This window comes from Crossiella sp. S99.2 (assembly GCF_023094165.1).
Lineage (GTDB): Bacteria > Actinomycetota > Actinomycetes > Mycobacteriales > Pseudonocardiaceae > Crossiella.
Genome location: NZ_JALMDK010000003.1, coordinates 357049 through 382262, shown reverse-complemented (window position 1 = coordinate 382262; position 25214 = coordinate 357049). Strand labels below are relative to the sequence as shown.

Sequence of the window (25214 nt, the reverse complement as noted above, 5' to 3'; positions counted from 1 at the left end):
GCCGCACCCGCACCACACCCGCCGCATCCACCAGCAGCCACACCACGGACAGGTCAGCGCGCAGCTGTTCCCTTTCCATCCGGTGCGAAACAACCCGGCCACATTCCGGACACGACCGGAGAACCGCGGTCGAACCCTGCGTCAAGCCGTGCCCTGGGCTGGTCACGGCGCCACCTCCAGAGGAACGGGGGAGCGTCACAACTGTGGTTACCCAACCACGATAAGTGACGATCACCCCATTCCCAAGCATCTTTTCCGCAACTCGGTGAACAACGACCGTAATCCGACCCAATTCCGGATGAAACCCACCCAGGATCAGTCCCCGACAACCGGCTCACCACCCACCCCGGCCGCCTCGGCAAGCGCCCGGTAAGTGCGGTTGCCCAGCACCGCCGCCCGCTGTTCCCGCCCCGTCGCCTCGATGTAGTTCTGGCTCGTATTCAGGTTCGCATGCCCCAGCAACGCCATAATCTCCGCCGCGTTCGCCCCGTCCTCGGCCAACCGGGTGGCAAAGGTGTGCCGCAACGCGTGCAGGTTCGCCCCCGTCGGCACCCGATCGTGAATACCAGCCGACCGATAACAACAGCTCACCAGATACTGCAACGCACCCCGCCCGATCGGCTCACCCTGCAGATCCAGCAACAACGCCGACTCCCGCCCGAACCGGGCATGCGGAAACCGCCCCCGGCACGACGCCAGATACCGCGCCACCACCGCCTCCATCGGCGCACTGATCGGAATCGACCGCTCCCGGCTGCCCTTGCCCCGCACATGCAACCGCTGCTCACCCGGCCGCCCCACCACACTGCTCACCAGCAACGCCCGCATCTCCGCCGACCGCAACCCGGTCACCAAACCCAGCCCCACCACCAGCAAATCCCGCTCCGGCCACGGATCCCGCGACTTCCGCTCACCCGAAGCCACCGCCGAGAGCAACTGCTCCGGCGTGTCCTCACCCCGCAACGGCTTCGGCATCGACACCCCAGGCCGCGGCCGCGCCACCGCCCCCATCGGATTCCCCGCCACCAGACCATCAGCCACACAGAAATTCATGAACTGATTCCACGTCGACCAGGCCCGCGACACCGACGTCTTGGCATGGGTCTCCGCGAACGACCCGAACGCCTCCCGCAACGCCCCCGCACCCACCTGCGCCAGCTCCAGCGCCGGGGGAGCGCACCCGGCGGCCCCGGCCAGCAACACCGAGATCCCCGCCAGATCACGCCGATACGCGGCAGTGGTGTGCGGCGAGTCCTTACGGGACCGCCGCGCGAGGAAGAACGACTCCTGGGCCTGCGACAACAACACACCCAGAGGAATACCGCACACCACCGACAAAGATCGACACGGCCGGTGACCAACCCCCTACCCACCCCCGGCCCCGCTCACCCAGCGTCAACACCGACACCCACGCCGCCACACCCCCGAACCACCCCGCATTCGCCCGCCCCATCGGTTACGTTGACCGCGCAAGCGTCCGACACCCACACGGCTGGATGGTGGAGATGCAGGGCATCGAGGACTTCTGGCACTGGTGGCAGCAGGAAGGCGCCACCCTGCTCGCCAACGCCATCCACTCCGGCGACTTCGCCGACCTGCCCGAACAGATGGCCCACCTGGTCAACGCCATCAACAAGGACCTGCAATGGGAACTCGGCCCCGGCCGGGACGCCCAGCACTCACTCTGCGTCACCGCCAACGGCGACCCGGCCCTGCGCCCCCTCACCGAACGCTGGCTACGCGCCGCCCCCGCCCCCGACGCCACCTGGGAATACCGCGCCGCCCGCCAGGCCGACCCCAACGTGCTCAACCAGCAACTCGACTTCGCCGACTGGGAACTCGACCTCGAACAAACCCGGCTCTCCCTCACCGTCGACGAACAATCCCTGCTCGTCGACGTCACCGTGCACCACCCGCAGTTCCCCAACATGCCCGAGGACGCCGCCCTCCAGATCGCCTTCCTCACCCTCACCTGGCTGCTCGGCGAAGACGACCTCGAACGCTGGATCGGCGAGGTCAACACCGCCGCCGAACAACCAGCCGACGCCCTCCCCGCCGACGCCCTGCCGGAAACCGTGCACGCCATGGCCGCCCGCCACCCCGAACCCAGCTGGGTGGTCATGGAAGGCGAAGGCCAGGACGGCGCCCGCCTCACCGCCATCGCCATGCGCCCCATGCGCTGGATCGACCACCCACTGCTGGACCTGCACGCGGGCATCACCCTGCGCTACCCGACCCAGGACCCCCGCGACCTGCCCACCAGCGCCGGCCTCACCGACCTGCAGGACCTCGAAGACGACCTCATGCGCCGGCTCGACGGCGCCGCCCTGCTGGTCGCCCACGAAACCGGCCGCGGCAACCGCACCCTGCACCTCTACTGCGACTCCACCGACACCGCCGCACTGGCCACCATCACCACCTGGGTGCACGGCCAGCCCACCGCCACCCTGGACACCCAGTCCGACCCAGCCTGGGACCAGGTCGGCCACCTCCGCTGACCCAGCCCAGCGGGGGAGTCACAGCTCCGAGGCGCCCCACTCCAGCACCGACAACTCATCGCCGACCGAGAGCTTCCCGGACCGCAGCACGGCGAACTTCACCCCGAAGGCCACCCCGCCCTGCGCCGCCCGCCGGTACTTCGCCAGCGACCGCAACGGCTCCGGCCCCCGCTTCACCCCGGACTCCTGGTCCACCGTGGTCACCGCGCACCGGATGGCCAGCTTGGTGTACCCCAGCTCCACATCCCCGATCCGCAACCGCCGCAGCCCATCCTCCGCATGCGGATCAGCCCACCCGTCGACCACGATGTTCGGCCGGAACCGCGCCATCGGCAACGCCACCGCCCCCGCGGCCACCATCCGCTCGTTCAACCCGGCCAACGAATCCACCGACAACAGGTGCACCGCACTGCTGTCGGCGAAACCCGAGGTCCCCGGCGTCAACCCGTCCGTGGCCCGATCATGCTCCGGCGGCACCCGCACCAACCGGCACGGATCACCCACCACCGCCGACAACCACGCCGCCGCGACCTCACCCTGATCGATCGCCCGATACGGATCGCCGAACATCTCCACCGGCCGCCGCGGACCCACCGCGTCCACCACGACGTCCACCGACTCGAACCCCTCGGCCGACAACCGCAGCACCTCACCGCCGCCCAGCACCTGCGGGCACACCAGCGCCAGCCGCGGATCCCGCCGCTGCGACCGGAACACCCCCTCCGGACTGACCACCATGAAACTGCGGTCGTAGGACAGCCCCGCCGGGTTCACCAGCGCATCCGGCACCGAGACGCCCGCGCAGCCCTTGATCGGGAAGTAGTTCAACTCCAACACCCTCGCCACCACCCGGACGCTACCGGCCGACCCCGTCAACGCGATCCGAATATCGCCGCATTCACCTCCGGCAGAACTAGATCCTCCACCGCACCCGGCCTAGCCCAACAACTCCACCACCGGCCCCGCCCGCCGCACCGACCCGGGGGAGACCCCGGCGATCCGCTTGAACGCCCGGCTGAACGCCGCCTCCGACTGGTACCCCAGCTGCCGCGCCACCGCGGCCACCGACGCCTCCCCGGACCGCAACCGCCCCACCGCCACATGCATCCGCCACCGCGTCACGTACTGCATCACCGGCTCACCCACCAGCTCGGTGAACCGCGCCGCGAACGCCGAGCGCGACATCGCCACCGCCGAAGCCAGACTCGCCACCGTCCACGCCCGCGCCGGCTCCCGGTGCACCAGCGCCACCGCCCGCCCCACCTGCGGATCCCGCAACGCCCCCAGCCACCCCGCCCGCGCCGCCGGATCACTGCCCAGCCAGCTCCGGATCGCCTGGATCACCAGCACATCTGCCAGCCGGGTGATCACCGTCTCGCCCCCTGGCCGCAGCTCCCGCGCCTCGGCCGCCAGCAACCGCAACGTGGCATCCAGCGCCGGATCGGCCACCGCCATCAACCGGGGGAGCCGCGCCATCAGCCCATACCCGGTCGGATGATCAAAGCGCACCGCCCCGCACACCAGACTGGTCGGCACACCACCACCGCCATGCCGCAGGATCGCGTACCGCTCGCTGACGTACTCGTGCGGGATGTCCTGGATCACCGGGGGAGCAGGCAGCCCCGGCTCACTGCACAGCTCATGCCCTTGCCCGTGCGGCACCAGCACCAGCTCGCCGGGGGAGACCTGCCGCGGCGGCTGGCCCGGCACGGACAGCCAGTACCGGCCCGCGGTGACGACGTGGAACCACAGACAGTCAGCCATCGGCGGCAGGTCCAGCCGCCACGGCTCGGTCAGCTCGGACCGGAAGTACCAGGCCCCGTCCATCCGCAGGTGGTGCAGGGCCGCGCCGAGCGGATCGGCGGGCGGCGCCGGGGGAGAGGTGAGGTCCACCCGTCCGAGTATCCGCACCCGGCTGGCCCAGCGTCCACGCCGGCTGGACGAAGGAGCAGGAAACCGCGCGCATCAAGCATGGATCATCCGCCATCTGAGACTCAAACTGGACGCACTGCACAACACTGGGAGGACACCATGATCGCGCTGACCGTCATCGCCGAGACCACCACCGCCATCCTGACCGGCCTGTTCTTCACCTTCTCCGCCGTGGTGATGCCCGCGCTGGCCAAACGCCCGGCCCCGGAGGCCGCCGCGGTCATGCAGCAGATCAACCGCACCATCGTGAACCCGCTGTTCCTGCTGGCCTTCCTGGGCGCCCCGATCACCAGCGCGGTGCTGGCCGTGCTCAACGGCTTCCCGCTGCTGCCCACCATCGCCGCCGTGCTGGTAGTAGGGGGGATGCTCGCGGTGACGGCCATCGTGAACGTGCCGATGAACAACGCCCTGGACGCCGCCGACCCGGCCACCCCGGCGGGGCAGGAGCTGTGGCGCGGCTTCCTGCGCCGCTGGACCGGGTGGAACCACCTGCGCACGATCGCCTGCCTCGGTGCCACGGTGCTGTACGCCCTGGCGTGACGAAATCCGCCAGACTGCTGACTCCCCCGCGATTTTTCTGGTTTCGTGCATAATAGCGGTTATGCACGAAACACCCATCTGACCAGCGCCGATACCGACTCCATGCCCTGCGGGGGATGCGTTCGCCCGTTGGCTGCCCGAGTTCGCCAGAACGCTCGCTCCGACGAAACTCCGCTGACGCACCGACCCGACCTGCCACTGGACGGCTCTGACTGGACGGCCTGGCGGAGACCGTCGGGGGAACGTGTCGCCGCAGAACCTGGGATCACCTCGAATCCGCAAGGTTCCGGGGTCAACTAGCGTCACAGTGACGTAATGACCCGGTATGCCCGGGTTACCCGGAAACGACAAGCTGAGGCTTCAGTGGCCGCCGAAGGCACCCATCGGCTTGGCCGGTCAGTAGAACGCTCGCCCATCGCCGCGCCGCCTGGCATTCCGGCCGCGTGCCGAGCGCGACGGCCGGACCGCGGGTCGGCTCGTCAGCGACGCGACTGAGCGACGGCGCGTGAAGCCAGCGCGCACGTTGACGAGCAAGCCAGAAATCAGCCTGATCTGCCCCTCTCGGCGCCTGCTGGTTTCTGACCGATAATCTACATTATGTTAAGTAGCGGTTCTGGAGCCCACTCCTTCGAGTGAAGCCGCTGCCCAAGCCGGTGAAGTCCACTTGTGTCGTTTCCCTTCCCTGCCGTTCGTCGGACTACCGACAACAACCGCACCAGAGGGAGGAAACCCATGGCTGGCAAGGTGACCGGCGCGCGGACCGAGGTCGAACTGACCGTCGAAGTCTCGCCGGAGAAACTATGGGAGATCATCACCGACGTGTCCCGGATCGGCGAGTTCAGCCCGGAGTGCAAGGGCGGGGCCTGGCTCGACCACGACTCCCCCGGCCCCCGGGTCGGCGCCCGATTCTCCGGTCGCAACGAGTTCGGGAACGGCTTTGTCGGCGAGGTGACCTGTGTGGTGACCGAGTCGGAGCCGGGCCGGGTCTTCACCTGGGTGGTCCTCGACGGCGAGGAGGATCCGGCGCGACCGGGCACGACCTGGCGTTATGAACTGTCCGCCGCCGAGTTCGGCGGCACGATGGTCCGGCAGACCTTCGTGCACGGGCCTGGGGACACCGGACTGAGGGTGATGGTCGCGGAGTTGACGCCGGCAGCGGCCGAAGCCGGGGTCCAGGAGCGGCTGGATCAGATCCGGGAGCACATGACCGAGACGATCACCGCGATGGCCGAGCGGGGTTGAGCCGAGCGGCAGCCAGACGACAGCGAAGCTTCAGACCGGCCAGATACCGTTTACTTCATGATCAGACACGGCCTGGCCAGGTGTGGGGTGCTGCTGGTGACGGCGGCGCTGGCCGGGTGCGCGGGCCCCAGCCGTGGGGCCACTCCCCCGGGCACGCCGCCGGTGCCGGTGTTCGAGCAGGACCGGCTGGAGTTCGCGGTGCGGTCGGTGCTGGTGGACAAGTACGAGGTGACCGGGCTGGAGATGGTGCGCTGTCCTGGCCGGCAGCCGATCGAGGACGCGCGGGTTTTCTCCTGCCTGGCTGTGCTGTCCGGGCAGTCCAAGCAGGTGCGGGTGACGGTGCGCGGGGCCAATGGGACCTTCGAGGTGGATCGGCCCGGGTAAAGCGTTCGTCCCGGACGGGTGAGCTTTGTTAGGGTTCCGGCACGCTCTCCGAGCCGAGGAAAGGGAGGTGGTAACCGTGATCGCACGTCCGTTGTTGATCTGGTGCTCCCCCTTCGCTGCGAGGGCGTCGAAGTTCTGACTGGGGAGCGCTGAGCTTTCCGAAGGGACTTCATTTCATGACCGATCTGGTCATTCGTTCGATCGAGCCCGGCGAGGAGCGGCTGTTCGCCTCGCTCCCGGATCCTGCCCTGGTGGGCAGGGCGCGGTTCGGACAGGACTACCTCACCATGGCCGCTACCGGCGCTTACCGGCCGGAGTGGACCTGGGTGGCGTTGCGGGACGACGTGGTCGTGGCGCGCGCTGCCTGGTGGGGTGGTCCGAAGGACAGCAAGCCGATCATGCTCGACTGGTTCGACTTCACCGATGCCGAGGCCGCGGCGAAGCTGTTGACCACCGCTCCCCTGCGCGCGGAGTACGAGCTGCGGTTGCCGCCGGGCTGGCGGGCTGATCCGGCGGCGCGGGCCGCTGGTGAGGGCCGGATCGCCGCGGCGGAGGTGGCCGGGTACCGGGTGCTGGTGGAGCGGTTCCGGTACCTGTGGACGCCGGAGTGCGGGGTGCCGGAACGGCCTGGCCGGTTGGTGTTCCGGCCTGCTCCGGATGAGGAGTCCGTGCTGCAGGCGTTCCGGTTGATCCATCAGGGCAGCCTGGACGCGCATGTGCGGCTGCGGATCGAGGAGGACGGCCTGGAGGCGGCGGCGCAGGAGGAGCTGGACTACCTCAAGTGGCTGCCGAGTCCGCGCAGTGCCTGGTTGCTGGCGTACACGCCCGCGGGTGAGCTGGTGGGTATCACGGTGCCCGGTCATACCCCGTCGGACCCGGTTGTCGGGTACATCGGGGTGGTGCCGGAACAACGCGGGCATGGTTATGCGTTTGACCTGTTGGTCGAGGCGACGCAGGTGCATGCCGCGGCCGGGGTGGACCGCATCGCGGCCGCCACCGATCAGACGAACACGCCGATGGCGGCGACGTTCGCCCGTGCCGGGTATCCGGTGCAGATGGAGCGCGTCGACCTGGTGTGAGTGTGCGGGGCGGTCCTTCGGGGCCGCCCCGCACTGCTGTCTGGGGCAGGATGCGCGGTATGCGGTTCGCGATCTATGTGCCCTGTTATGGCCCGTATGGGGATCCGGCGTTGCTGGTGGAGTTGGCGGTGGCCGCCGAGCAGGCCGGGTGGGACGGGTTCTTCATGTGGGATCACCTGGTGGCGGCGCCGCCGGTGGCTGATCCGTGGGTGACGCTGGGTGCGGTGGCGGCGCGGACCAGCCGGATCCGGTTCGGGCCGATGATCGTGCCGCTCCCCCGTCGGCGGCCGTGGAAGCTGGCGGCCGAGGCGGGCACGTTGCAGCGGTTGTCCGGTGGGCGGTTGCTGCTGGGGCTGGGCATGGGGGTGCCGCGGGATTACGCGCAGTTCGGTGAGGCTGAGCCCGCCGCGGCGCGGGCCGGGCGGTTCCGCGAGGGCGTGGAGTTGCTGGAGCGGTTCTTCGCCGGTGAGCGGGTGCGGCATGAGGGGGTGAATTTCCAGGTCAGTGACGTGGAGTTCGCGCCGGTGCGGGTGCCGTTGTGGACGAGTGGGTTGTGGCCGCGCAAGGCGCCGTTCCTGTCCGCGGCGCGGGTGGACGGGTTGTTCCCGATCATCCGGGATGAGGAGGGGTTCGTGTTGCCGACGCCGGAGCAGGCGGGGCGGATCAAGGCGGACTTTGTCGCCTCGGGTGGCCGGGCGGAGGCGGATCTGGCGTTGTGGGGCAGCGGGGTGCAGCCGTCGGCGGGGTTGGTGGCGGAGTACGCCGAGGCCGGGGTGAGCTGGTTGTTGTGGGATGGGTGGCGGCGTTCGGTGGCGGAGTTGCGGGCGGTGGTGGCCGCCGGTCCCCCACGGTGAGACTGTCTTGGGTTGAGCCCGATTCCGATGCCCTGCCCCAACAGTTGACGGGAGTCACACGTGCAGTTGCTTCGTCTTGACCGGGAGCCGTCCGGGTTGGCTGTGCTGACCATCGACGCGCCGCCGTTGAACCTCTACACCGCGCAGCTGCAGGAGGAGTTGCTCTCGGCCGTGGACGCGTTGGCGGTGGATCCGCCGCGGGCGGCGTTGCTGCGGGCGGCGGGCAAGGTGGTCAGTGGCGGGGTGGATGTGTCGCTGTTCGCCGAGCAGGCCGATGCGGGGCAGGCGAAGGTGTTGTTCGACCGGATGCTGGAGCTGCCGGAGCGGATCGCGGCGTTGCCGTTCCCGACGGTGTTCGCCGCGCACGGGTTGTGCCTGACGTGGACCTTCGAGGTGGCGCTGGCCTGTGACCTGCTGGTGGCCAGTGAGCGGGCGAGTTTTGGCCTGGTGGAGAACGTGATCGGGTTGACTCCGACGATGGGTGGCACGCAGCGGCTGGCGGCGCGGGCCGGGGTGGCGCGGGCGAAGGAGTTCGTGTTCACCGGGGACCGGTATCCGGCGGAGACGTTGCGGGAGTGGGGTGTGGTGAACCGAGTGCTGCCGGCGGAGGGGTTCGCGGAGGCGGCGGTGGCGCTGGCGACGCGGTTGGCGGGTGGGCCGACCCGGGCGCATGCGGCGACCAAGCGGGTGCTGGCGCATTTCGAGCGTGGTGGGGTGGCGGAGGCGAACCGGGAGGTCACCGGGATCGCGGCGGCGTTGTTCGACACCGAGGATCTGCGGGCTGGGGTGCGGTCGTTCCTGAGTGAGGGTCCGGGGAAGGCCACATTCACTGGTAGGTGAGGTGCGGGACTCCCCCGTGGCGGCTTGGCGCAACCTGTGCTGGTGCCGGCACGTCCAGTGATCATGGGGCTGGGTGCGGGTTTTGCCAGGTTGTGGGTGGTGGGCACGGTCTCGGCGGTCGGCGATGGGGTGACGATGGTGGCCGGGCCGTTGCTGGCGGCGGCGTTGACCAGGGATCCGGTGCAGGTGGCCGGGCTGGCGGTGGCGCAGCAGTCGGCGGGGCTGGTGTTCGGGTTGCCGGGTGGGGTGCTGGTGGATCGGGTGGGCCGGCGGCGGGTGCTGGTGGTGGCGGCGCTGGTGCGGTCGGTGGTGCTGGCGGTGCTGGGGTTGGTGTTGCTGGCCGGGCAGGCGTCGTTGTGGTTGCTGTACCTGGTGTTCTTCGTGGTCGGGTGTGCGGGGGTGGTGTTCGAGAACGCGGCGAGCACGCTGGTGCCCGCGCTGGTGGCGCCCGCGGGGTTGGCGCGGGCGCACGGGCGGTTGCTGGGGTCGGCGGTGGTGGGGCGGGATCTGCTGGCCAAGCCGGTGGGCGCGGTGTTGTTCGCGGTGGCGGTGTGGGTGCCGTTCCTGGTGGATGCCGGGGTGTTGTTGCTGGTGGCGGCGTTGTGTGTGCGGTTGCCGGCGGGGGTGGCGGGGCGGGGTGGGCCGCGGGGGTCGCTGTGGGCTGAGCTGGTCGGTGGGGTGCGGTGGTTGGTGCGGCACCGGGTGTTGCGGATGTTGACGGCGGTGATCGCGGTGTCGAATGTGGCGCTGGGGGCGATGGCGGCGGTGCTGGTGCTGATCGCGCGGGAGCGGCTGGGGCTCGGGGAGGTCGGGTTCAGCCTGTTGCTGGTGGCCGTGGCGGTGGGTGGGTTGCTGGGTGGGTTGCTGGCGGATCGCCTGATCGGGTGGCTTGGCGTGCCGGTGTTCCTGCGGGCGGGGTTCGGGCTGGAGGCGGTGGCGCACCTGGTGCTGGCGGTGAGCCGGGAGGTGCTCGTGGTGGCGGCGGCGCTGGTGGTTTTCGGGGGTTATCTGGTGGTGTCCTCGACGGTGGGGGCGGCGTTGCGGCAGTCGTTGGTGCCCGCTGAGCTGCTGGGACGGGTGCACAGCAGTTATCGGTGGCTGTCCGGGGCGGCGATGCTGGCGGGGTCCGCGCTGGGTGGGGTGCTGGCCCGGTATTTTGGGTTGGCCGCGCCGTTCTGGTTGGGTGCGGCAGGGGTCGGGTTGCTGGTGGTGGTGTTCCCGGTGCGGGTGTTCCGGGGGGTCACCCTCGCCACCACCAGGTGAATCCATTTTTGATTATATAAACCCCATGGTATGTTGCTCATGTGCCAGCCCCATTCGAAGTACTCGCCGAACCCACCCGCCGCCGCATCCTCGACCTGCTCCTGGAACGCCCCCGCCTGGTCGGTGAGCTGACCGAGCAACTCGGCCTCACCCAGCCCGGCACGTCCAAGCACCTGCGCGTGCTGCGCGAGGCCGGCCTGGTCAACGTCCGCCCGGAGGCCCAGCGCCGCTGGTACGAGCTGCGCCCGGAGCCCCTGGCCGAGATCGACGCCTGGATCGCCCCGTACCGCAAGCTCTGGACCGAGCGGCTCGGCATCCTGGAACAGCACCTCGACACCCTGCCCGAAGGCCAGACCCCCAAGCCCCGCAAGGAAAACTCATGACCACCCCCTCCTCCCCCGGCGACACCACCCGCCTGCCCGATGGCCGCCTCGCCCTGCGCCTGGAACGCCACCTGTCCCACTCCAGGGAGAAGGTCTGGCACGCCCTCACAGCACCGGAACACCTCAGCGTCTGGTACCCCTTCCCCGCGGTCGAACTGGACCTGCGCCCCGGCGGCGTGATCCGCTTCGACAACGGCGAGGGCGGCACCCTGGACGGCGAGGTGCTGGAGGTGGATCCGCCGAGGGTGTTCGCCTTCCGTGAGGTGGACGACCAGTTGCGGTTGGAGCTGTTCGAGGAGCCCGCCGGGTGCCGTCTGGTGCTCACGCACACCTTCGCCGAGACCGCGGGCTACGAGAACTACACCACCGGCTGGATCAACTGCCTGGACGCCCTCACCGCCAACCTCACCACCCTGTCCTCCCCCACCTGACCGCCGGGGCGCCCAGGTGCCGGCCCTGCCTCCGGTCCCCTCCCCCATCGCTGCCGCCGGTCCGCGTGCCCAAGCTCCGGCCCGCCCCCTCCGGCAAGTCCCAGTCGGAGGGTGGCAATCCCGCGCGTGGTTCTGCCGGGAGAATCGCGCAGGCGGCCGACGGCGTCACGTCGGCTCCGGTTGCCCGTGCCGCATCCGCCAGCCCGGCCCGGTCGTCGGAGCCGAAGGTGCGGTAACGGATCAGCCCACCCCGGCGCAGCGCGTCCGGCCAGAACCGCAACCGCCGGATCACGGCCGCTGACCCGATCCTCCGCACGAGCACCGTGCTGCCCCCGGGGTCCGGATGTGGGCGGCGGGATCACCGGCAGGTGAATCAACGCGATTCGCCCGCGTACCAAAGGAAAGTTGTGATCGGTAGTCGGACCCGCCAACCAGACTGCTTCCTGGCCGGGGCCCGGAGGAGACCATCGGCCGCGCCTTGAGGGGGACGTTGGCGGTGACCTGGGGGAAGTGGCAGAACTACTGGTGGCGTCTGATGATGCTGGAGGACAACGGGTACGGGGGCTGGCAGCCAATGCGGTCCGAACGCCCATTGCTCAAAGTGCCCAACGCCGATATGGCGCGCATGTCGCTGGAGACGTGGGTGGAGGCGATCCTCGAAGACGCGGCGGACAGCTTCAGCGAGTTCGACGGGGAGGTGCGGGTGGAATGCTTCACGGTGCCTGATCCGGGACCCGATGACGTTCCGGTGATCTCGAAGCAGATGCGGATCTACGAGGAGAACTGACGCAGTTTTCCTACGGTGGCACCGTAGCCACCCCGAAGGACGTGCACGACTGCGACGCGGTCGAGACCGCCGCTGACTTCGTCGCCTACCTGGCGCTGCTCGCCGAGGACATCGAGCCGCAGGAACAGGCCCGGCACGCGGCGATCGCGGCCGGGTACCTACGTGGGGGCCGCCGGGATATGGGAGAGACCTGCCAAGCGGCCGTCACCGGTGCTCAGCGCGCCATTGCGGCGCGAGCACCGACCATACCTCGAGGTCAAAGCGCTTTCCCCGGTGCAGCATGGCTTCGCGGAGCACGCCGTCGCGGGTCATGCCCAGTCGGCGGGCCACCGCGATGCTCGCCAGGTTGCCCGTCTTGACCTGCCACTCCACCCGGTGCGCGCCCCTGGTGTGCACCGCCCAGTCGATGATCGCGCGGGCGGCCCGGGTGGCCAGGCCCTTCCCGGTGCCCGCCGGCTCGAGCCAGCAGCCCACCTCGACGACTTCGTGCTTGAGGTCCATTCTGCGGAACAACACGCCGCCCACCAGGGTGTTGCCGGTCCAGATGCCGTAGATCCGGCCGGTGTCGGTGGCCGCCTTGTCCGCGTACGCGCGCAGCAGTGCCCGGCTGGAGTCCAGATCCGTCGCGCCGTCGGCAAGGGCGATGTACTGCCCGATGAACTCCCTGCCACGATCGAGGTGGGCCAGGAACTCCTCGGCGTGCCACGGTTCGAGCGGGCCCAAGCGGGTGCCATCAGGGCCAAGCGGGACCGAGAACATCACGGGCCTCCATGATCGACAGGATCCTGCCGGGACGCCGGCCCTCGGGGATCATGCGGGAAAACTGGGTTTCGACCGGCGGCGCTTGGGCCGGGTCGTTCGACACCAGCAGGCGGCTGGGCCTTGGCCACTCCTGCTTGGTGGCCGTTCACAGGTCGATGACGACGTGTCCGCGTGCCCGGGAAACGCAGGGGGTGAGCATGTCGTTCCGTTCGTCGTCGGTGAGGACCGAATCACGGTGGTCTATGGTCCCGGATGAGTATTCGAGGACACACGTGCCGCATTCGCCCTTTTCGCAGGAGTAGTCGATGGGCACTCCTTCCCGGAGCAGTGCCCGCAGCATGGTTTCGCGTGCTCCGACCCGCACCACGCGCGCGGGCTCGGCGGTGAAGCGGACCTCGAACGACTCACAGTCAGCCGGTTCCGGGTCCGCGGGCGTGAAACTTTCGCCGCGTACGCGGCCGGTGGGCCAGTCGGCTGTCGCCATGGTGATCGCGTCCATCAGTCCCTGGGGACCGCAGTGATAGACCGTCGAGCCGGTGGGCAGGGACCGGACCAGTTCCGCCACATTCAGGCGAACGCCTGCCGCACTGTCATACACAATGATCCGCCCGCTCGACTCCCGCAGTGCATCGAGATACGGGGCGCTCGCCAGGCCACGCACGCAGTAGTGCGTCTCTGTCGTCGCCCCTTCGGGAAGGGCTTGCAGAAGTCCGAGAATCGGGGTCAGGCCAATGCCACCGGCGATGAAGACGTGATGACTTGCCGAGGTGTCGATCTGCATTCCGTCGACCGGCGGTGAGATGGACAGCTGGTCACCGATCGTCAGATCGTCGTGGAACGCCACCGAACCGCCGCGTCCATCGGCACGCCTGCGGATCGCGATCCGATACCGGGTCAGGTTATCCGGGCAGCTGATCAGCGAGTACTGGCGGCGGACTCCCCTGGGGTGGCGAACCTGGATGTGGGCTCCTGGAGTGAATCCGGGCAGCTCTCCGCCGGCGGCCGGGGACAACGTCAGTTCTCGGACATCGGCGGCGGGGAAATCCTCGGCCCGCACCACCACGGGGATCGCCGGGTCAGGCACTGTCCAGTCCGTTCGCTGTCATCGCCGCCGCGGTGGCTCGCTCAGCCAGAGTTCCGTTCGCCAGACCGCGAATCACCCCGGAGCGATCTTCGGCGGAACGGTTCTGACTCAGCTTCGCCTTGCCGATGACGCGATCGATCCGCAGTTCCACTCCCACGATCCCCCGCAGTTGCATGGCGATGAACTTCTCCGGGGCATCGGTGACCTGCCATTCCGTGGGGCGGCCCGCCTCGTGGCGCCTGGTCAACTCGGTGACGTGGTCCAGCAGCCATTCCTTGTCCTCGTGCGCGTCGAGCTGCCCGTACACGTAGAGCACCTCGTAGTTCCAGGTCGGAACCACCTTGGGGCGGACCGGCTTCGACGGGTAGTACTCAGGCGTGACATAGGCGTCCGTCCCGGGGACAACGGCCAGTGATTCGGCGTGGCCGGTGTACTTCCAGTGTGGATTCGCCCGGGCGACGTGACCGACGAGCGAGTGGTTGGTTTCGTTGTACAGCAACGGCATCGACGTCACCTCGAGTCCCTCCGGTCCGGGTGTGACGAGGTGGCCGAAGGTGCGGGCGTGTAGCGCGGCCACGATCGCCTCCTCCGGCAGCGCGTAGTGGTCGGACAGCTCCATGGTTCTCCCTCCCGCCGCAGTCACCCGACCGCGGCCCGGTTTGTCACGTGACAAAGAGTCAAGCACAGGATTGGCGCTTTTGTCACGTGCCAATAGACTGGCGGCGTGAGTGACGCAGCGGAACCACACGTGCCGCCAGGCATCGCCGGCACCACCGCGGGAGAGATCTCCGGCAGCGTCCGCGACCTGGTCGATGCGGGCAGGCTCCGCCCCGGGGATGCGCTACCCCCGATCCGGGATCTGGCGGATGGTCTGGGGGTGCATCGCAACACCGTGGCCATCTCCTACCGGCTGCTCGTCGCCGCCGGTGTCGCGGAAACGCGTGGTCGCCACGGCACCCTGATCCGCGCGTTGCCCGCGCTGGAAGCCGAAGGCGGGACAGCGTCCGCTGGCCAGGTCGACCTGGCCAGCGGCAACCCCGACCCCCGGCTCCTGCCTGACCTGATGGGCGCGTTGGCGACGATGTCGTATTCGGCACCGCTATACGGGGTGCCGACTACTGACCCGGCCCTGGAGGACTGGGCCCGGGACACGATGGGCGCCGACCTGCCGCACTCCTCGTTCGGGGTGACCGTCACCAACGGCTCCGTCGACGCCGTGGAACGACTCCTGACCGCCCGGCTCACCCGAGGTGACGCGGTGGCGATCGAGGATCCGTGCTTCCTGGCCAGCGTCGGTACCCTACGGATCAACGGCTTCCGCCCCCTGCCCGTCGCGGTGGACACCGAAGGCCCCACTCCCGACGGACTGCGCCGAGCCCTGCAAGACGGCGCCCGAGCGGTGGTGCTCACACCCCGCGCGCACAACCCGACAGGAATGAGCCGCACCGCCGCCCGCACGGCTGAGGTGCGCGCCGTACTGGCCGACTATCCGCACGCCATGATCATCGAAGACGACCACTTCTCCGCCATCTCCCACCAGCCCTACCACCGCCTCATCACCGACCAGACCTCCCAGTGGGCACTGGTCCGGTCGGTGTCCAAGTTCCTCGGACCAGACCTGCGCCTGGCCATCGTGGCCTCCGACCTCGACTCGGCAGCGCAGCTGAACGCCCGCCTGCGGCCCGGCACCACCTGGGTCAGCCACCTCCTGCAGCGACTGACCGCCACCCTGCTCACCGATCCACGGGTGGCATCGCGGCTCAGCCAAGCACGACGCGCCTACACCCAGCGCAGTGCCACGCTCGCGGAATCCCTGGCCGACAACGGCATCACCGTCCACACGCCGACAGATGGCGTGAACCTGTGGATTCCGCTCGAAGTCGAGTCATCGGCCGTCATCAAGGGCCTGGAGGACCAAGGGTGGACGGTTCGCGACGGCGCCCAGTTCGCGGCCACGCCGACGTCGTCCCACAACGCGATCCGGGTGACAACCGCCGCGATCACCCCGGCGCAAGCGCGACGATTCGCCGCGGCACTGGCGCACACACTGCGGGAGCAATGACCTCCTCGGTCAGCGGCGATCGCCCCGGCACTGGGGTGCCGGGGCGATCGCGGAGCAGGCGGGCCCGGGGTCAGCCGCAGGTGCCCGGGGTGATCTTCGGGTTGAGTGGGTCCCGGTAGTCCAGGGTGGTGGTGGAGTGGCACTCCGGGTGGGTGATCTCCAGGAAGCCCTCGTGGCCGCGGCTGCGCAGGATCGGGCCGGAGACCAGCGGTGCGGCGGACCAGTGCGGCTGGGCCTGGCCGTCGATGGACTTGATCAGGGTGTCGTAGTTGTCGGTGGTGTTGAGCTTGAACTGGTAGCGGTGGCCGTCGGCGGTGGTCATGACACCGGCCTCCTGGGTGCTGATCTCGTTGGTGAGGTTGGGATTGCGCTCCCGGGTGCGGGTGTGGAAGGCGGTGAAGTCCATGGTGGTGGACTCGACGGCGTGCAGGACGCCGACCACGCCGTGTGCGGCGCTGGCCTTGTCCACGGAGTTGAGTGCGACGTAGACGCCCAGGTTGCCGCAGGCGGGGGTGTTGAGGTTGAGGAACTCCCAGCGGGCCTCGACCACGCGCTGGGCGCACTCGCGCAGGAACTGGGGCACCACCAGGCGCAGGCCGCAGGCGAAGCCGCCTGCCACGCAGGTGTTGACCCGGTCGCGGTCGGCGGGGCCGCCGCTGTTGTGGAAGCCGTCGAAGCGGATCAGGTCGTCGGTGCGGGTCTCCCGGCCCGGGGTGTTGCGGGTGGGCATCAGGGTGGTGGCCTGGGCGCGGCCGTAGAGCTTGCTGCCGCGGACCTCGTCCATGCCGTAGCCGCTGTTGCCCCAGATCCCGCCCGCGGTGAGCTGGAAGGACGGGGAGCTGGCGTAGATCTCCACCCCGGGCATGGCCGAGTCGGCGGAGAAGCTCAGCTTCGGGCGCGGGCCGTGCTGGAAGGAATGCTGGTAGCCGACGGACTTGTCCATAGCGCGCTGGATCGCCGCCCGCGGCGGCACATAGCCGGAGACGCCGACGATGAGGGCCTCGCCGCTGAACTGGGGCGGGATGTGGTCGCCGGTGTTGGCCAGCAGGCCGGTCCAGAGCTGGAAGAAGCCGGTCTGCGGGTCGGAGTTGGCCGCGTAGTAGCTCTGGTTGTCCGCATCGGCGCGGTCGGCGATGCGGCGGAACGGGCCCGCGCGGCGCAGCTGGTTGCTGCTGAGGGCGAACTTGGTGGTGGCGTAGTCGAGCACGATCTGGGCCGCGGTGCGGATGGCCGGGTCCTGGGCGTGGTCGAACAGGTTGAGCAGCGCGTTGAGCGAGTACCGCTGGTAGGGGCGGGCGTTGTACTCCATGAAGTCGTGCTTGGCGAAGGTCTGCAACTGGCGCAGCAGGTGCTCGCGCAGCCCGTTGGCGGCGTTGTCGTAGCGGGCCTCGCCGGTGGCCTCGCGCAGGCGCTGGTTGCTCAGGTAGCGGGAGCTTTCGATGAGCAGCCGGTGGTTCTCGGTCTCGGGCACATCGACCAGCCCGCAGACGGTGATCTTCTCGTCGTCGACCGAGTGCGGTCCGTTCTCGGTGAGCAGGTGCTGCAGCAGGTGTTTGCGGGTCAGCGGGTAGAGCAGGTCCCAGTACTTGCTGCTGATCACGACCAGACTTTTGAGCACGGCGTCGTAGTCGGCGTCGCGGTGACAGGTGGGGATGTCGTCGGTGGAGGAGCCGGTCATGTACGGCTGGGTGTGCCGCAGGGCCCGGTTGACGAGTTCCTGGCTGGGGGCCTGGTTTCCGCACTGGCTGGTCACGCCCTTGCGGCGGAGCCGGTCCAGGTGCGCCATGAACGCGATGCCGGTGTTCTCCCCGGCCTTCTCCCCCGTCGGGCTGAGCACGCTCTGGCAGGCCTGGTACTCGGTGACCAGCTCGCGGCGCTTGTCCAGGTGCCGGGGCGCCTCAGCGGGCTGGGTGGCGGTGAAACCGCGCAGGTCGACCCCGCCGGAGAAGCGGACGGTGGTGGCGGCGCGCTGGGTCCAGCCCTGTTTGCACTGGGCGCCGCCGATGGCGTTGTCGCAGCCCTGGAGTTCGACCTGGATCTCCCCCGCGACCTCGGCGTCGAAGCTGAAGTGGCCCTCGCGGCGGCGGTCCTGCCGGTACTTCACGTCGGCCTGGCGGGGATCGCGGCCGGGCTGGTACCAGCGCACGATGAAGAAGTCGTAGAAGAACCCGTCGGTGGGGCCCCACTCGACGTAGACCCGGTTCTGCACCGAGTAGGTGGCCACCACCAGGTTGCCGCCCTGCGCCGGTGATTCGGCGAGCTGGCCGTGTGCGAAGCCCTGCACCCGGCCCTTGGGGCCGGTGAAGGCCGCGCCGGTGGGGCAGCCGAGTTTGCCGGTGGCACCGCCCAGTTCCCGCCAGCGGCGGCCCAGGTTGCCCTCGACCGCGGGCCCGGGACAGCCGGTGGGGGTGCCTGCCAGGTCAGGCAGGGTGACGCTGACCGGGATGGCCGCGCCCTGGCTGCACTTGAAGCCGGACTGGCCGGGGCGTTTGTCGCAGCCGGTGACGGTGAAGTCGTAGCGGCCGGGGCCGCGGGTCAGCGGCATGGTGAAGGTGCCCCAGGTGCGCGGGCCGCCATAGACGTCCTCCACCCGGGACAGCCCCTGGTGGAACCAGCTGATCAGGAAGCCGTCGTAGCTCCACGGATCGTTGGTGGGGCCCCAGTCCACGGTGACGTCGTTATGCACCCGGTAGGCCGAGACGACCAGGTTCGGGCCCTGGTCAGGGGACCAGACGACCTCGCCGCGCTCGAAGCTCTGCTTGCGGCCGCGACGGCCGGGCACGTCCTGTTCCGGGCCGGTCGGGCAGCCCAGCGGTCCGGCTTCGGCGTTGAGGGCCTGCCAGCGCTCGCCGATCAGGCCACCCGCGGTGATCGCGCAGGCGAGCGCGGTGGCCGGCTGGGCGGGGGTGGGTGGTGGCGGTGGTGTGGTGGGTGCGGCCGCGGCGCTGGGCACGAGCATCCCGGCCGCCAGCGCCGGTGCGAGCAGCAGCCCCCACCAGCGCCGCACGCGCTGTCCTGACACGGTGGTCTCCCCTTGGTCATCCCTGGGCGCGAACTCGCGCATCCTCCGAGTTTTCCCACCGGAAGTGCGCTGCGGCGAGGAGATGCCGTATTCCGTTTTCCCGGGAAACTCGGGATACCGGGGCGGAGCTGGGGAAAGCGGGATCTACGGGGCCGGTCCCGTGGGTGCCGGGACCGGCCCCGTAGAGGCTTACTTGATCACATCGGGAGCTGGTCGCGGAAGAAGTTCCGCACATCCGACACGAAAAGGTCTGGTTCCTCCATCGCCGCGAAATGCCCGCCGCGCGGCATTTCCGTCCACCGGGTCAGGGTCGGGAACTGCTTCTCCGCGAGTCGCCGGACCGGCTGGGTCAGGTCGTGCGGGAAGACCGCCACGGCCAGCGGCTGGGTGAGCGGGGGCTGGCTGCCCCAGCTGCGCGCGGACTCGTAGTAGAGCCGGGCCGAGGAGCCGGCGGTGCCGGTGAGCCAGTACAGCATCACGTTGGTCAGCAGGTGGTCGCGGTCCACCGCGTCCTCGGGCACCGACTTGGAGTCGGTCCACTCCTTGAACTTCTCCGCGATCCAGGCCAGCTGGCCCACCGGGGAGTCGGTGAGGCCGTAGGAAAGGGTCTGCGGCCGGGTGGACTGGATCTTCATGTACCCGGACAGCTCGTCCTGGTAGCGGTGGAGCGTGGCCAGTTTGGCCAGCTCTTCCTCGGTCAGGTCGGTGACCTCGGGGTCGGGGCGGGTGATGAGCATGTTCAGGTGCACCGCGTGCACGTGCGCGGGGTCGGCGATGGCGATGGCCTGGCTGATCGCCGAGCCCCAGTCCCCGCCCTGCACGCCGTAGCGGTCATAGCCCAGGCGGCGCATCAGCTCGGCGAAGGCGGTGGCGATCCGGGCGACATTCCAGCCGGTCTCGCGGGTGGGGCCGGAGAAGCCGTAGCCGGGGATGGAGGGCAGCACCAGGTGGAAGGCGGGGCTGCCCGCGGGCGCGCCGTGGCCGCTGGGGTCGGTCAGCGGGCCGATGACGTCGAGGAATTCCACGATCGAGCCCGGCCAGCCGTGGGTCATGATCAGCGGCACCGCGTCCGGCTCCAGTGAGCGGATGTGCAGGAAGTGCAGGTGCTGGCCGTCGATCTCGGTGGTGAACTGGGGGAAGGAGTTGAGCCGCCGCTCGTGTGCGCGCCAGTCGTAGCCGTGCCGCCAGTACTCGGCCAGCTCGCGCAGGTAGTCGAGCGGGACCCCGTAGTCCCAGCCCGTGCCGGGCAGCTCCTCCGGCCAGCGGGTCAGGTCCAGCCGCGCGTGCAGGTCGTCGAGCTGGGACTGCGGGATGTCGATGCGGAAGGGGTCGATCTCGCTCATAACCCCACGCTAGCCACCGAAGAGGACAACTTCGGTCCTCTTCAGTCAGCGGTTAAGCCTTGGCCGCGGCTTTGGCCGCTTTCTTGAACTCGCGGACCTCGGTCAGGGTCACGGTGTCCACCACGTCGGCCACACTGCGGCGCGAGCCGTCCTCGCCATAGGCGCCCGCGGCCGTACGCCAGCCGGCCGGGGTCACGCCGCGCTGTTTGCCCAGCAGCGCCAGGAAGATCCGGGCCTTCTGATCGCCGAAGCCAGGCAGCGCCTTGAGCCGCTTGAGGACTTCCTTGCCGTCCGGCTTGCCTTCGGTCCACAGGCGTTCGACCTGGCCGTCGTAGTGTTCGACCAGGTAGCGGGCCAGGTCTTGGAGGCGTTTGCCCATCGAGCCTGGGAAGCGGTGCACGGCGGGAACCTGGGACATCACCGCGGCGAAGGCCTCGGGGTCCAGCTCGGCGATCTGCCGCACGTCCAGCTGGCCGAGCCGGTCGGCGAGCACCCGCGGGCCCTTGAACGCCTTCTCCATCGGGATTTGCTGGTCCAGCAGCATGCCGAACAGCAGCGCCAGGTGGCTCTCGGTGAGCAGGGCGTCCGCGGCCGGGTCCTGGGCCAGGCACAGCGTGCGAGTCATGGCGACAAGGATGGCAGTAGCCTCCGGCGGGTGCGTCCCTTGGGTGTGCTCCAGTGCCTCGTCCTCCACTGCCCGGCCCCGCGCCGGCTGGCCGCCTTCTACCAGGAGCTGCTGGGTGGGGAGGTCAACCGGCCCGATCGGCGGTGGGCGGTCAACGCCGACTGGTCCACGTTGCACCTGCCCGATGGCCGGGTGCTCTGTTTCCAGCGTCAGCCGGGCCATCGGCGACCGGTCTGGGGTGATGAGCGGCGGCCGCAGCTGGCGCATCTGGACATCGATGTGGCCGATCTGGCCGCCGCGCACGAGCGGGTGCTGGAGCTGGGCGCGACCTTGCTGGACAGCGCGCTGGGCCGGGGCTGGCAGGTCTACGCCGATCCGGCCGGGCACCCGTTCTGCCTGCTGGGCCACTGAAACCGCCACGGGTGTGGCACCACGGCTGGGGTGGTCAGCCGGCCAGGCCGCGCACGATGAGCTCCAGGCCCTGCCGGTAGCGGCGGTCGAAGTCGCTGAACAGTTCCTTGCCCGCGGCCACCGTCAGCGGGGTCGCGGCGGCGTCCATCCGGGCGGTGCGGGCGGCGAAGTCATAGCGCGGGTCCCGTTCGGCCGGGGTGGGCTGCACGGCCTGTTCCTCGATCACGAAGCCCACGGTGAAGTGGTAGATCGTGGTCAGCCCGGAGATCGCCGCGGACAGGCTGAACCCGGCTGTGGTGAAGGTCGACAGCGCCCGTTCCATCGACTCGTAGGCGCTGGTGTCGGTGAGGTGGGTGCCGGCGACCATGCGCGCGCCGTCGCGGTGGGCCAGCAGCGCGCGGCGCAGGGTGACCCCGCTGCGCCGGGCGATCTCCCGCCAGTCCAGACCGTCCTCGGGGGCCTCGTAGGTGGCGCGCAGCACCTGGGTGGCCATCTCGTCGACGAGTTCCTGCTTGTTCTTGAAGTGCCAGTACAGCGCCGGGGCCTGGACTTCGAGGCGGGTGGCGATGCGGCGCAGGGTCAGCGCGTCCAGGCCGACCTCGTCGAGCACCTCGAGCGCGGTGCGCACCACAGTGTCGCGATCCAAAGCCATGCTTGACAGCTTAACGCCGTTCAAGCAACCTTAACGCCGTTAAATTTAACGACGTTAAGGAGTTGTCATGGACCCCGTGCTGATCGTGGGCGCCGGACCCACCGGCCTGACCCTGGCCGTCGACCTGGCCCGCCGCGGTGTGTCGTTCCGCCTGGTCGAGGCCAGGACCGAACCCTTCCCCGGCTCCCGCGGCAAGGGCATCCAGCCCCGCACCCAGGAGGTCTTCGAGGACCTCGGCCTGCTCGACGCGCTGGTCGCGCACGGCGGCCCGTACCCGGTGATCCGCGCCTACCGCGGCCGCGAGGTGCTCCATGACCAGCGCATCGACGAGCTGCGCGAGCCGACCGAGCAGGTGCCTTACCCGAACATCCTGATGAGCCCGCAGTGGCGCACCGAGCAGCTGCTGCGCGACCGGCTGGCCGAACTCGGCGGCCGGGTCGAGTTCGACACCCCGCTGACCGGGGTCACCCAGGACGCCGAGGGCGTCACCGCGACCGTGGGCGGTCGGTCGATGCGCGCGGCCTACCTGGTCGGCGCGGACGGCGGCCGCAGCTTCGTGCGCAAGACCCTGGGCGTGGACTTCCTCGGCGAGACCCTGGAAACCCAGCGCATGCTGGTCGGCGATGTCCGGCTCACCGGGCTGGACCGCGAGTTCTGGCACGCCTGGCCCGGCGAGTCCGGGGCACTGGCGCTGTGCCCGCTGCCCGGCACCGACACCTTCCAGATCTACGCCCCGCCCCCAGGCGACGGCGCCGAGCTGCCCACCCTGCCCGCGCTGCAGGACCTGGTCAGCGCCGCCAGCGGCCGGGAGGAGCTGCGGCTGACCGAACTCGTGTGGCTCTCGCTGTACCGGGCCAACGTGCGCATGGTCGACCGGTACCGGGTCGGGCGGGTGTTCCTGGCCGGGGACGCCGCGCACGTGCACTCCCCCGCGGGCGGCCAGGGCCTCAACACCGGCGTGCAGGACGCCTACAACCTCGGCTGGAAACTGGCCGCCGGATCCGAGGAGCTGCTGGCGAGCTACGAGCGGGAACGGCTGCCGGTGGCCGCGGCGGTGCTGGGACTGAGTTCCCGCCTGGTCCAGCGCGACGCCACCGAAGGGATGCGGCGCGGCAAGGAAACCCACCAGCTCGACCTCAGCTACCACGGCGGACCCCTTGCTCCCGCCGGGGTGGAGACGGCGACCGGGCTGGCTGCCGGGGACCGCGCGCCGGATGCCCGGCTGGCCGGCGGCGGCCGGTTGTTCGAGCTGTTCCGGGGCCCGCACCAGACCCGGCTGATCTTCGGCGGGTCACGGCCCGGCGCGGACAGCCCCGGCGAGCGCAGCGTGGTCATCGCCGAGGACTCGGTCCGCGCGATCTACGGCGTGCCGGTGGGCTCGACCGTGCTGGTCCGCCCGGACGGCTACCTCGGCGCGATCGAGGTTCCGGCGCTGACCGGTCAGGGCGCGGGCTGATAGGTGCCGAAGCACCACACGTTGCCCTCGGCGTCGGTGACCGCGTACTCCCGCGAACCGTAGGGCTGGTCGGTCAGCGGCATGCTCACCTGCGCGCCGGCCGCGACCGCCTTCCTGTGGTGAGCGTCCGGATCGGCCACCGCCAGGTAAAGCACCGAACGGCCGGTGTCGAACGGGCTGGGCTCGGCCGAGCGCTGGCCGATCATGATCATCCCGTTGCCCCAGGACAGTTCGGCGTGGCTGATCACGCCCTCGGGCGAGCGGGAGACCATCTTCTCGCCGAAGCCGAGTACCGAGGTCAGGTAGCTGACCGCGGCATCGGCGTCGGTGTAGCGCAGGGTCGGGTAGATGCTGGGCAGGTTCGGATCGGTCATGGCTCTGACGGTAGGCCCGCTGCCGGGTGATCGCTTGAACGAATGGCAGCTCAGAGGTGGCGGCGGAACCAGGTGGTCAGCCCGGTGTCGACCACGCGGGCCAGGGGCAGCTGGGGTGCAGGTTCAATGCCGGGTTCCTCAGCCAGTGGGTGCGCCAGGCCGGGGATGGAGAGCAGTTCGGCTCGGTCCCCGGCCGCCTCGACGAGTTCGAGCGCGTCGGCCCGCAGCGCCGGGTGGTCCAGTTCGCCGCTGACGACCAGCAGCGGCGCCCGCCCGGCGAGGACCTGGGCCTGGGGGATGAAGTCCAGGCTGTCGACGGCTTTCGTGGACTCTTCGTCGTAGGGGTAGTCGCCGGGGAACAGGTCGACGACCGAGCGCATCCGGATGGCGGCGTTGACCACGGCGGCGGCGAAGATCGGGGTGTCGGTCTCGGCGAGCACCCGCAGTGCGACGGCCCCGCCCAGCGAGCCGCCGAGCACGCCGATCGGGCCGTCGGTCACCGGCAGCTGCTCGCGGAGCGCGGCGAGCGCGGCCGGGAACTCCTCGGTCGCTTGCTTGACGAAGGCGTGCAGGAAGGACATCAGCGGGTCCTCGCGGATCAGCGCCAGGCCGGCGTCCATGCTGCCGTCGACCATCCGCGCCCCGCACATCGGCATGCCCAGGTGCACCCGCCAGGCGGGCAGCTCGTGCATCGGCAACGCGGCGGCGAAGGCGGCGTCCGAGCGCGGCGCGTCCAGCATGTGCCAGGTGACGATCAGCGGCGCGGGGCCATCACTGGCCGGGGGCAGGGCGGTGTACGGCACGCCGGCGGCCGTGCCCGTGATCGGTGAGTGCATACGGCCACCGTAGATCCACTGCCGCGGCCCCGGGATCGGTTACGCCACCAGCGGAATCGCCTGGCTCAGTTGAGCGGGACCCACCCGCTGCGCGGCCGGGTGGGGAGGGGCGTTACCCGGCGGGCGGGCCCGGCCGCGGTGCCGGGCACCACCGCGGCGAAGCCGATGGCGCTGAGCACGTGCACGATGCCGGTCTGGATCCGGGTGGAGGTGGACGGGCTGTAGGCGGGCCCGGAGCAGAACCCGCCGCTGCACACCGTCGGCTGCTCCGCCGCGCAGCCGGTGGCGCCCAGCAGCATCGTTGTCGTGAGCACGGTCGCGGACATCCAGCCTCGCCGCATCGGGACCCCTCCC

Annotated in this window: 27 protein-coding genes; 14 read left to right on the top strand and 13 right to left on the bottom strand. The window is 69.9% G+C overall.

The window, feature by feature from the left end; all coding sequences use genetic code 11:
- Window positions 1-315 precede the first annotated feature (315 nt).
- Window positions 316-1308, bottom strand: coding sequence for a tyrosine-type recombinase/integrase (locus MZC64_RS13030; protein WP_247756954.1), 993 nt, complete (start codon window positions 1306-1308; stop codon window positions 316-318).
- 188 nt (window positions 1309-1496) lie between these two features.
- On the opposite strand from MZC64_RS13030, the gene MZC64_RS13025 reads away from it, so the two are divergent.
- On the top strand, window positions 1497-2498 hold the full coding sequence (locus tag MZC64_RS13025; RefSeq protein ID WP_247756955.1) for a DUF695 domain-containing protein: 1002 nt from the start codon (window positions 1497-1499) through the stop codon (window positions 2496-2498).
- Between the two features lie 18 nt (window positions 2499-2516).
- On the opposite strand, the gene MZC64_RS13020 is transcribed toward MZC64_RS13025, so the two are convergent.
- Entirely contained in the window at window positions 2517-3344 is an 828-nt protein-coding gene (locus tag MZC64_RS13020; RefSeq protein ID WP_247756956.1) for an MOSC N-terminal beta barrel domain-containing protein, read from the bottom strand.
- Between the two features lie 90 nt (window positions 3345-3434).
- The gene (locus MZC64_RS48635) at window positions 3435-4391 is read right to left on the bottom strand and encodes an AraC family transcriptional regulator (protein WP_247756957.1); all 957 of its coding nucleotides are present in this window, start codon (window positions 4389-4391) and stop codon (window positions 3435-3437) included.
- A 138-nt stretch (window positions 4392-4529) separates the two neighbouring features.
- Here MZC64_RS48635 and MZC64_RS13010 point away from each other — a divergent pair, with 138 nt between their 5' ends.
- The 10 genes from MZC64_RS13010 (at window position 4530) to MZC64_RS12965 (ending at window position 12233) form a co-directional block, all read left to right on the top strand.
- Window positions 4530-4970, top strand: a complete 441-nt coding sequence (locus tag MZC64_RS13010; protein WP_247756958.1) for a DUF1772 domain-containing protein — start codon at window positions 4530-4532, stop codon at window positions 4968-4970.
- A 732-nt stretch (window positions 4971-5702) separates the two neighbouring features.
- Window positions 5703-6212: an SRPBCC family protein gene (locus MZC64_RS13005; RefSeq protein ID WP_247756959.1), complete on the top strand. Its 510-nt coding sequence runs from the start codon at window positions 5703-5705 to the stop codon at window positions 6210-6212.
- Window positions 6213-6269: 57 nt separating this feature from the next.
- Window positions 6270-6596, top strand: a complete 327-nt coding sequence (locus tag MZC64_RS13000) for a DUF4333 domain-containing protein (RefSeq protein ID WP_247756960.1) — start codon at window positions 6270-6272, stop codon at window positions 6594-6596.
- 176 nt (window positions 6597-6772) lie between these two features.
- Window positions 6773-7675 carry a GNAT family N-acetyltransferase gene (locus MZC64_RS12995; protein WP_247756961.1) on the top strand — a complete coding sequence of 301 codons (903 nt, stop codon included), beginning with the start codon at window positions 6773-6775 and terminating at the stop codon, window positions 7673-7675.
- A gap of 59 nt (window positions 7676-7734) precedes the next feature.
- A complete protein-coding gene (locus MZC64_RS12990; protein ID WP_247756962.1) occupies window positions 7735-8529 on the top strand; it encodes an LLM class flavin-dependent oxidoreductase in 795 nt (264 codons plus the stop codon).
- Window positions 8530-8589: 60 nt separating this feature from the next.
- Entirely contained in the window at window positions 8590-9369 is a 780-nt protein-coding gene (locus MZC64_RS12985) for an enoyl-CoA hydratase/isomerase family protein (RefSeq protein ID WP_247756963.1), read from the top strand.
- A 42-nt stretch (window positions 9370-9411) separates the two neighbouring features.
- Entirely contained in the window at window positions 9412-10632 is a 1221-nt protein-coding gene (locus MZC64_RS12980; protein WP_247756965.1) for an MFS transporter, read from the top strand.
- Between the two features lie 41 nt (window positions 10633-10673).
- Entirely contained in the window at window positions 10674-11015 is a 342-nt protein-coding gene (locus tag MZC64_RS12975) for a metalloregulator ArsR/SmtB family transcription factor (protein WP_247756967.1), read from the top strand.
- Entirely contained in the window at window positions 11012-11446 is a 435-nt protein-coding gene (locus MZC64_RS12970; protein WP_247756968.1) for an SRPBCC domain-containing protein, read from the top strand. The genes MZC64_RS12975 and MZC64_RS12970 overlap by 4 nt, the downstream gene beginning before the upstream one ends.
- 496 nt (window positions 11447-11942) lie before the next feature.
- Window positions 11943-12233: a hypothetical protein gene (locus MZC64_RS12965; RefSeq protein WP_247756969.1), complete on the top strand. Its 291-nt coding sequence runs from the start codon at window positions 11943-11945 to the stop codon at window positions 12231-12233.
- Between the two features lie 204 nt (window positions 12234-12437).
- Here the strand turns inward: MZC64_RS12965 and MZC64_RS12960 are convergent, their stop codons facing one another.
- The 3 genes from MZC64_RS12960 to MZC64_RS12950 form a co-directional block, all read right to left on the bottom strand.
- Window positions 12438-12992, bottom strand: a complete 555-nt coding sequence (locus MZC64_RS12960; protein WP_247756970.1) for a GNAT family N-acetyltransferase — start codon at window positions 12990-12992, stop codon at window positions 12438-12440.
- A gap of 148 nt (window positions 12993-13140) precedes the next feature.
- Window positions 13141-14079, bottom strand: a complete 939-nt coding sequence (locus MZC64_RS48630; protein ID WP_247756971.1) for a PDR/VanB family oxidoreductase — start codon at window positions 14077-14079, stop codon at window positions 13141-13143.
- Window positions 14072-14698: an FMN-binding negative transcriptional regulator gene (locus MZC64_RS12950; RefSeq protein WP_247756973.1), complete on the bottom strand. Its 627-nt coding sequence runs from the start codon at window positions 14696-14698 to the stop codon at window positions 14072-14074. Before MZC64_RS12950 ends, MZC64_RS48630 begins: the two co-directional genes overlap by 8 nt.
- A gap of 105 nt (window positions 14699-14803) precedes the next feature.
- Between MZC64_RS12950 and MZC64_RS12945 the strand changes: the two genes are divergently transcribed.
- Entirely contained in the window at window positions 14804-16141 is a 1338-nt protein-coding gene (locus MZC64_RS12945) for an aminotransferase class I/II-fold pyridoxal phosphate-dependent enzyme (RefSeq protein WP_247756975.1), read from the top strand.
- 70 nt (window positions 16142-16211) lie between these two features.
- Here MZC64_RS12945 and MZC64_RS12940 read toward each other — a convergent pair whose 3' ends face one another.
- From MZC64_RS12940 to MZC64_RS12930, 3 genes are all read right to left on the bottom strand, one after another.
- Window positions 16212-19205 (bottom strand): LGFP repeat-containing protein, encoded by a 2994-nt coding sequence (locus tag MZC64_RS12940; RefSeq protein WP_247756977.1) that lies wholly within the window; start codon window positions 19203-19205, stop codon window positions 16212-16214.
- Between the two features lie 155 nt (window positions 19206-19360).
- Entirely contained in the window at window positions 19361-20506 is a 1146-nt protein-coding gene (locus tag MZC64_RS12935) for an epoxide hydrolase family protein (RefSeq protein WP_247756978.1), read from the bottom strand.
- A 52-nt stretch (window positions 20507-20558) separates the two neighbouring features.
- Window positions 20559-21131, bottom strand: a complete 573-nt coding sequence (locus tag MZC64_RS12930) for an HhH-GPD-type base excision DNA repair protein (protein WP_247756979.1) — start codon at window positions 21129-21131, stop codon at window positions 20559-20561.
- A gap of 30 nt (window positions 21132-21161) precedes the next feature.
- Here MZC64_RS12930 and MZC64_RS12925 point away from each other — a divergent pair, with 30 nt between their 5' ends.
- Window positions 21162-21542 (top strand): VOC family protein, encoded by a 381-nt coding sequence (locus MZC64_RS12925; RefSeq protein WP_247756980.1) that lies wholly within the window; start codon window positions 21162-21164, stop codon window positions 21540-21542.
- A gap of 34 nt (window positions 21543-21576) precedes the next feature.
- Here the strand turns inward: MZC64_RS12925 and MZC64_RS12920 are convergent, their stop codons facing one another.
- Window positions 21577-22194 (bottom strand): TetR/AcrR family transcriptional regulator C-terminal domain-containing protein, encoded by a 618-nt coding sequence (locus MZC64_RS12920; RefSeq protein WP_247756982.1) that lies wholly within the window; start codon window positions 22192-22194, stop codon window positions 21577-21579.
- Window positions 22195-22261: 67 nt separating this feature from the next.
- On the opposite strand from MZC64_RS12920, the gene MZC64_RS12915 reads away from it, so the two are divergent.
- Entirely contained in the window at window positions 22262-23650 is a 1389-nt protein-coding gene (locus MZC64_RS12915; protein ID WP_247756984.1) for an FAD-dependent monooxygenase, read from the top strand.
- Here the strand turns inward: MZC64_RS12915 and MZC64_RS12910 are convergent.
- The 3 genes from MZC64_RS12910 to MZC64_RS12900 form a co-directional block, all read right to left on the bottom strand.
- Window positions 23635-24024 (bottom strand): VOC family protein, encoded by a 390-nt coding sequence (locus tag MZC64_RS12910; RefSeq protein WP_247756986.1) that lies wholly within the window; start codon window positions 24022-24024, stop codon window positions 23635-23637. The two genes, MZC64_RS12915 and MZC64_RS12910, sit on opposite strands and share 16 nt — an antisense overlap.
- 50 nt (window positions 24025-24074) lie before the next feature.
- The gene (locus MZC64_RS12905) at window positions 24075-24860 is read right to left on the bottom strand and encodes a S9 family peptidase (protein WP_247756987.1); all 786 of its coding nucleotides are present in this window, start codon (window positions 24858-24860) and stop codon (window positions 24075-24077) included.
- Window positions 24861-24925: 65 nt separating this feature from the next.
- A complete protein-coding gene (locus tag MZC64_RS12900) occupies window positions 24926-25201 on the bottom strand; it encodes a hypothetical protein (protein WP_247756988.1) in 276 nt (91 codons plus the stop codon).
- Window positions 25202-25214 lie beyond the last annotated feature (13 nt).

What these genes read in the sequence shown, in the direction of transcription:
- MZC64_RS12900 (WP_247756988.1), bottom strand. Translation starts at nt 25,201, where the DNA reads ATGCGGCGAGGCTGGATGTCCGCGACCGTGCTCACGACAACGATGCTG.
- MZC64_RS13005 (WP_247756959.1), top strand. Translation starts at nt 5,703, where the DNA reads ATGGCTGGCAAGGTGACCGGCGCGCGGACCGAGGTCGAACTGACCGTC.
- MZC64_RS12910 (WP_247756986.1), bottom strand. Translation starts at nt 24,024, where the DNA reads ATGACCGATCCGAACCTGCCCAGCATCTACCCGACCCTGCGCTACACC.
- MZC64_RS12940 (WP_247756977.1), bottom strand. Translation starts at nt 19,205, where the DNA reads ATGCGCGAGTTCGCGCCCAGGGATGACCAAGGGGAGACCACCGTGTCA.
- MZC64_RS13000 (WP_247756960.1), top strand. Translation starts at nt 6,270, where the DNA reads ATGATCAGACACGGCCTGGCCAGGTGTGGGGTGCTGCTGGTGACGGCG.
- MZC64_RS12950 (WP_247756973.1), bottom strand. Translation starts at nt 14,698, where the DNA reads ATGGAGCTGTCCGACCACTACGCGCTGCCGGAGGAGGCGATCGTGGCC.
- MZC64_RS12905 (WP_247756987.1), bottom strand. Translation starts at nt 24,860, where the DNA reads ATGCACTCACCGATCACGGGCACGGCCGCCGGCGTGCCGTACACCGCC.
- MZC64_RS12930 (WP_247756979.1), bottom strand. Translation starts at nt 21,131, where the DNA reads ATGACTCGCACGCTGTGCCTGGCCCAGGACCCGGCCGCGGACGCCCTG.
- MZC64_RS12990 (WP_247756962.1), top strand. Translation starts at nt 7,735, where the DNA reads ATGCGGTTCGCGATCTATGTGCCCTGTTATGGCCCGTATGGGGATCCG.
- MZC64_RS12915 (WP_247756984.1), top strand. Translation starts at nt 22,262, where the DNA reads ATGGACCCCGTGCTGATCGTGGGCGCCGGACCCACCGGCCTGACCCTG.
- MZC64_RS13010 (WP_247756958.1), top strand. Translation starts at nt 4,530, where the DNA reads ATGATCGCGCTGACCGTCATCGCCGAGACCACCACCGCCATCCTGACC.
- MZC64_RS12995 (WP_247756961.1), top strand. Translation starts at nt 6,773, where the DNA reads ATGACCGATCTGGTCATTCGTTCGATCGAGCCCGGCGAGGAGCGGCTG.
- MZC64_RS12960 (WP_247756970.1), bottom strand. Translation starts at nt 12,992, where the DNA reads ATGTTCTCGGTCCCGCTTGGCCCTGATGGCACCCGCTTGGGCCCGCTC.
- MZC64_RS12920 (WP_247756982.1), bottom strand. Translation starts at nt 22,194, where the DNA reads ATGGCTTTGGATCGCGACACTGTGGTGCGCACCGCGCTCGAGGTGCTC.
- MZC64_RS13025 (WP_247756955.1), top strand. Translation starts at nt 1,497, where the DNA reads ATGGTGGAGATGCAGGGCATCGAGGACTTCTGGCACTGGTGGCAGCAG.
- MZC64_RS12935 (WP_247756978.1), bottom strand. Translation starts at nt 20,506, where the DNA reads ATGAGCGAGATCGACCCCTTCCGCATCGACATCCCGCAGTCCCAGCTC.
- MZC64_RS12970 (WP_247756968.1), top strand. Translation starts at nt 11,012, where the DNA reads ATGACCACCCCCTCCTCCCCCGGCGACACCACCCGCCTGCCCGATGGC.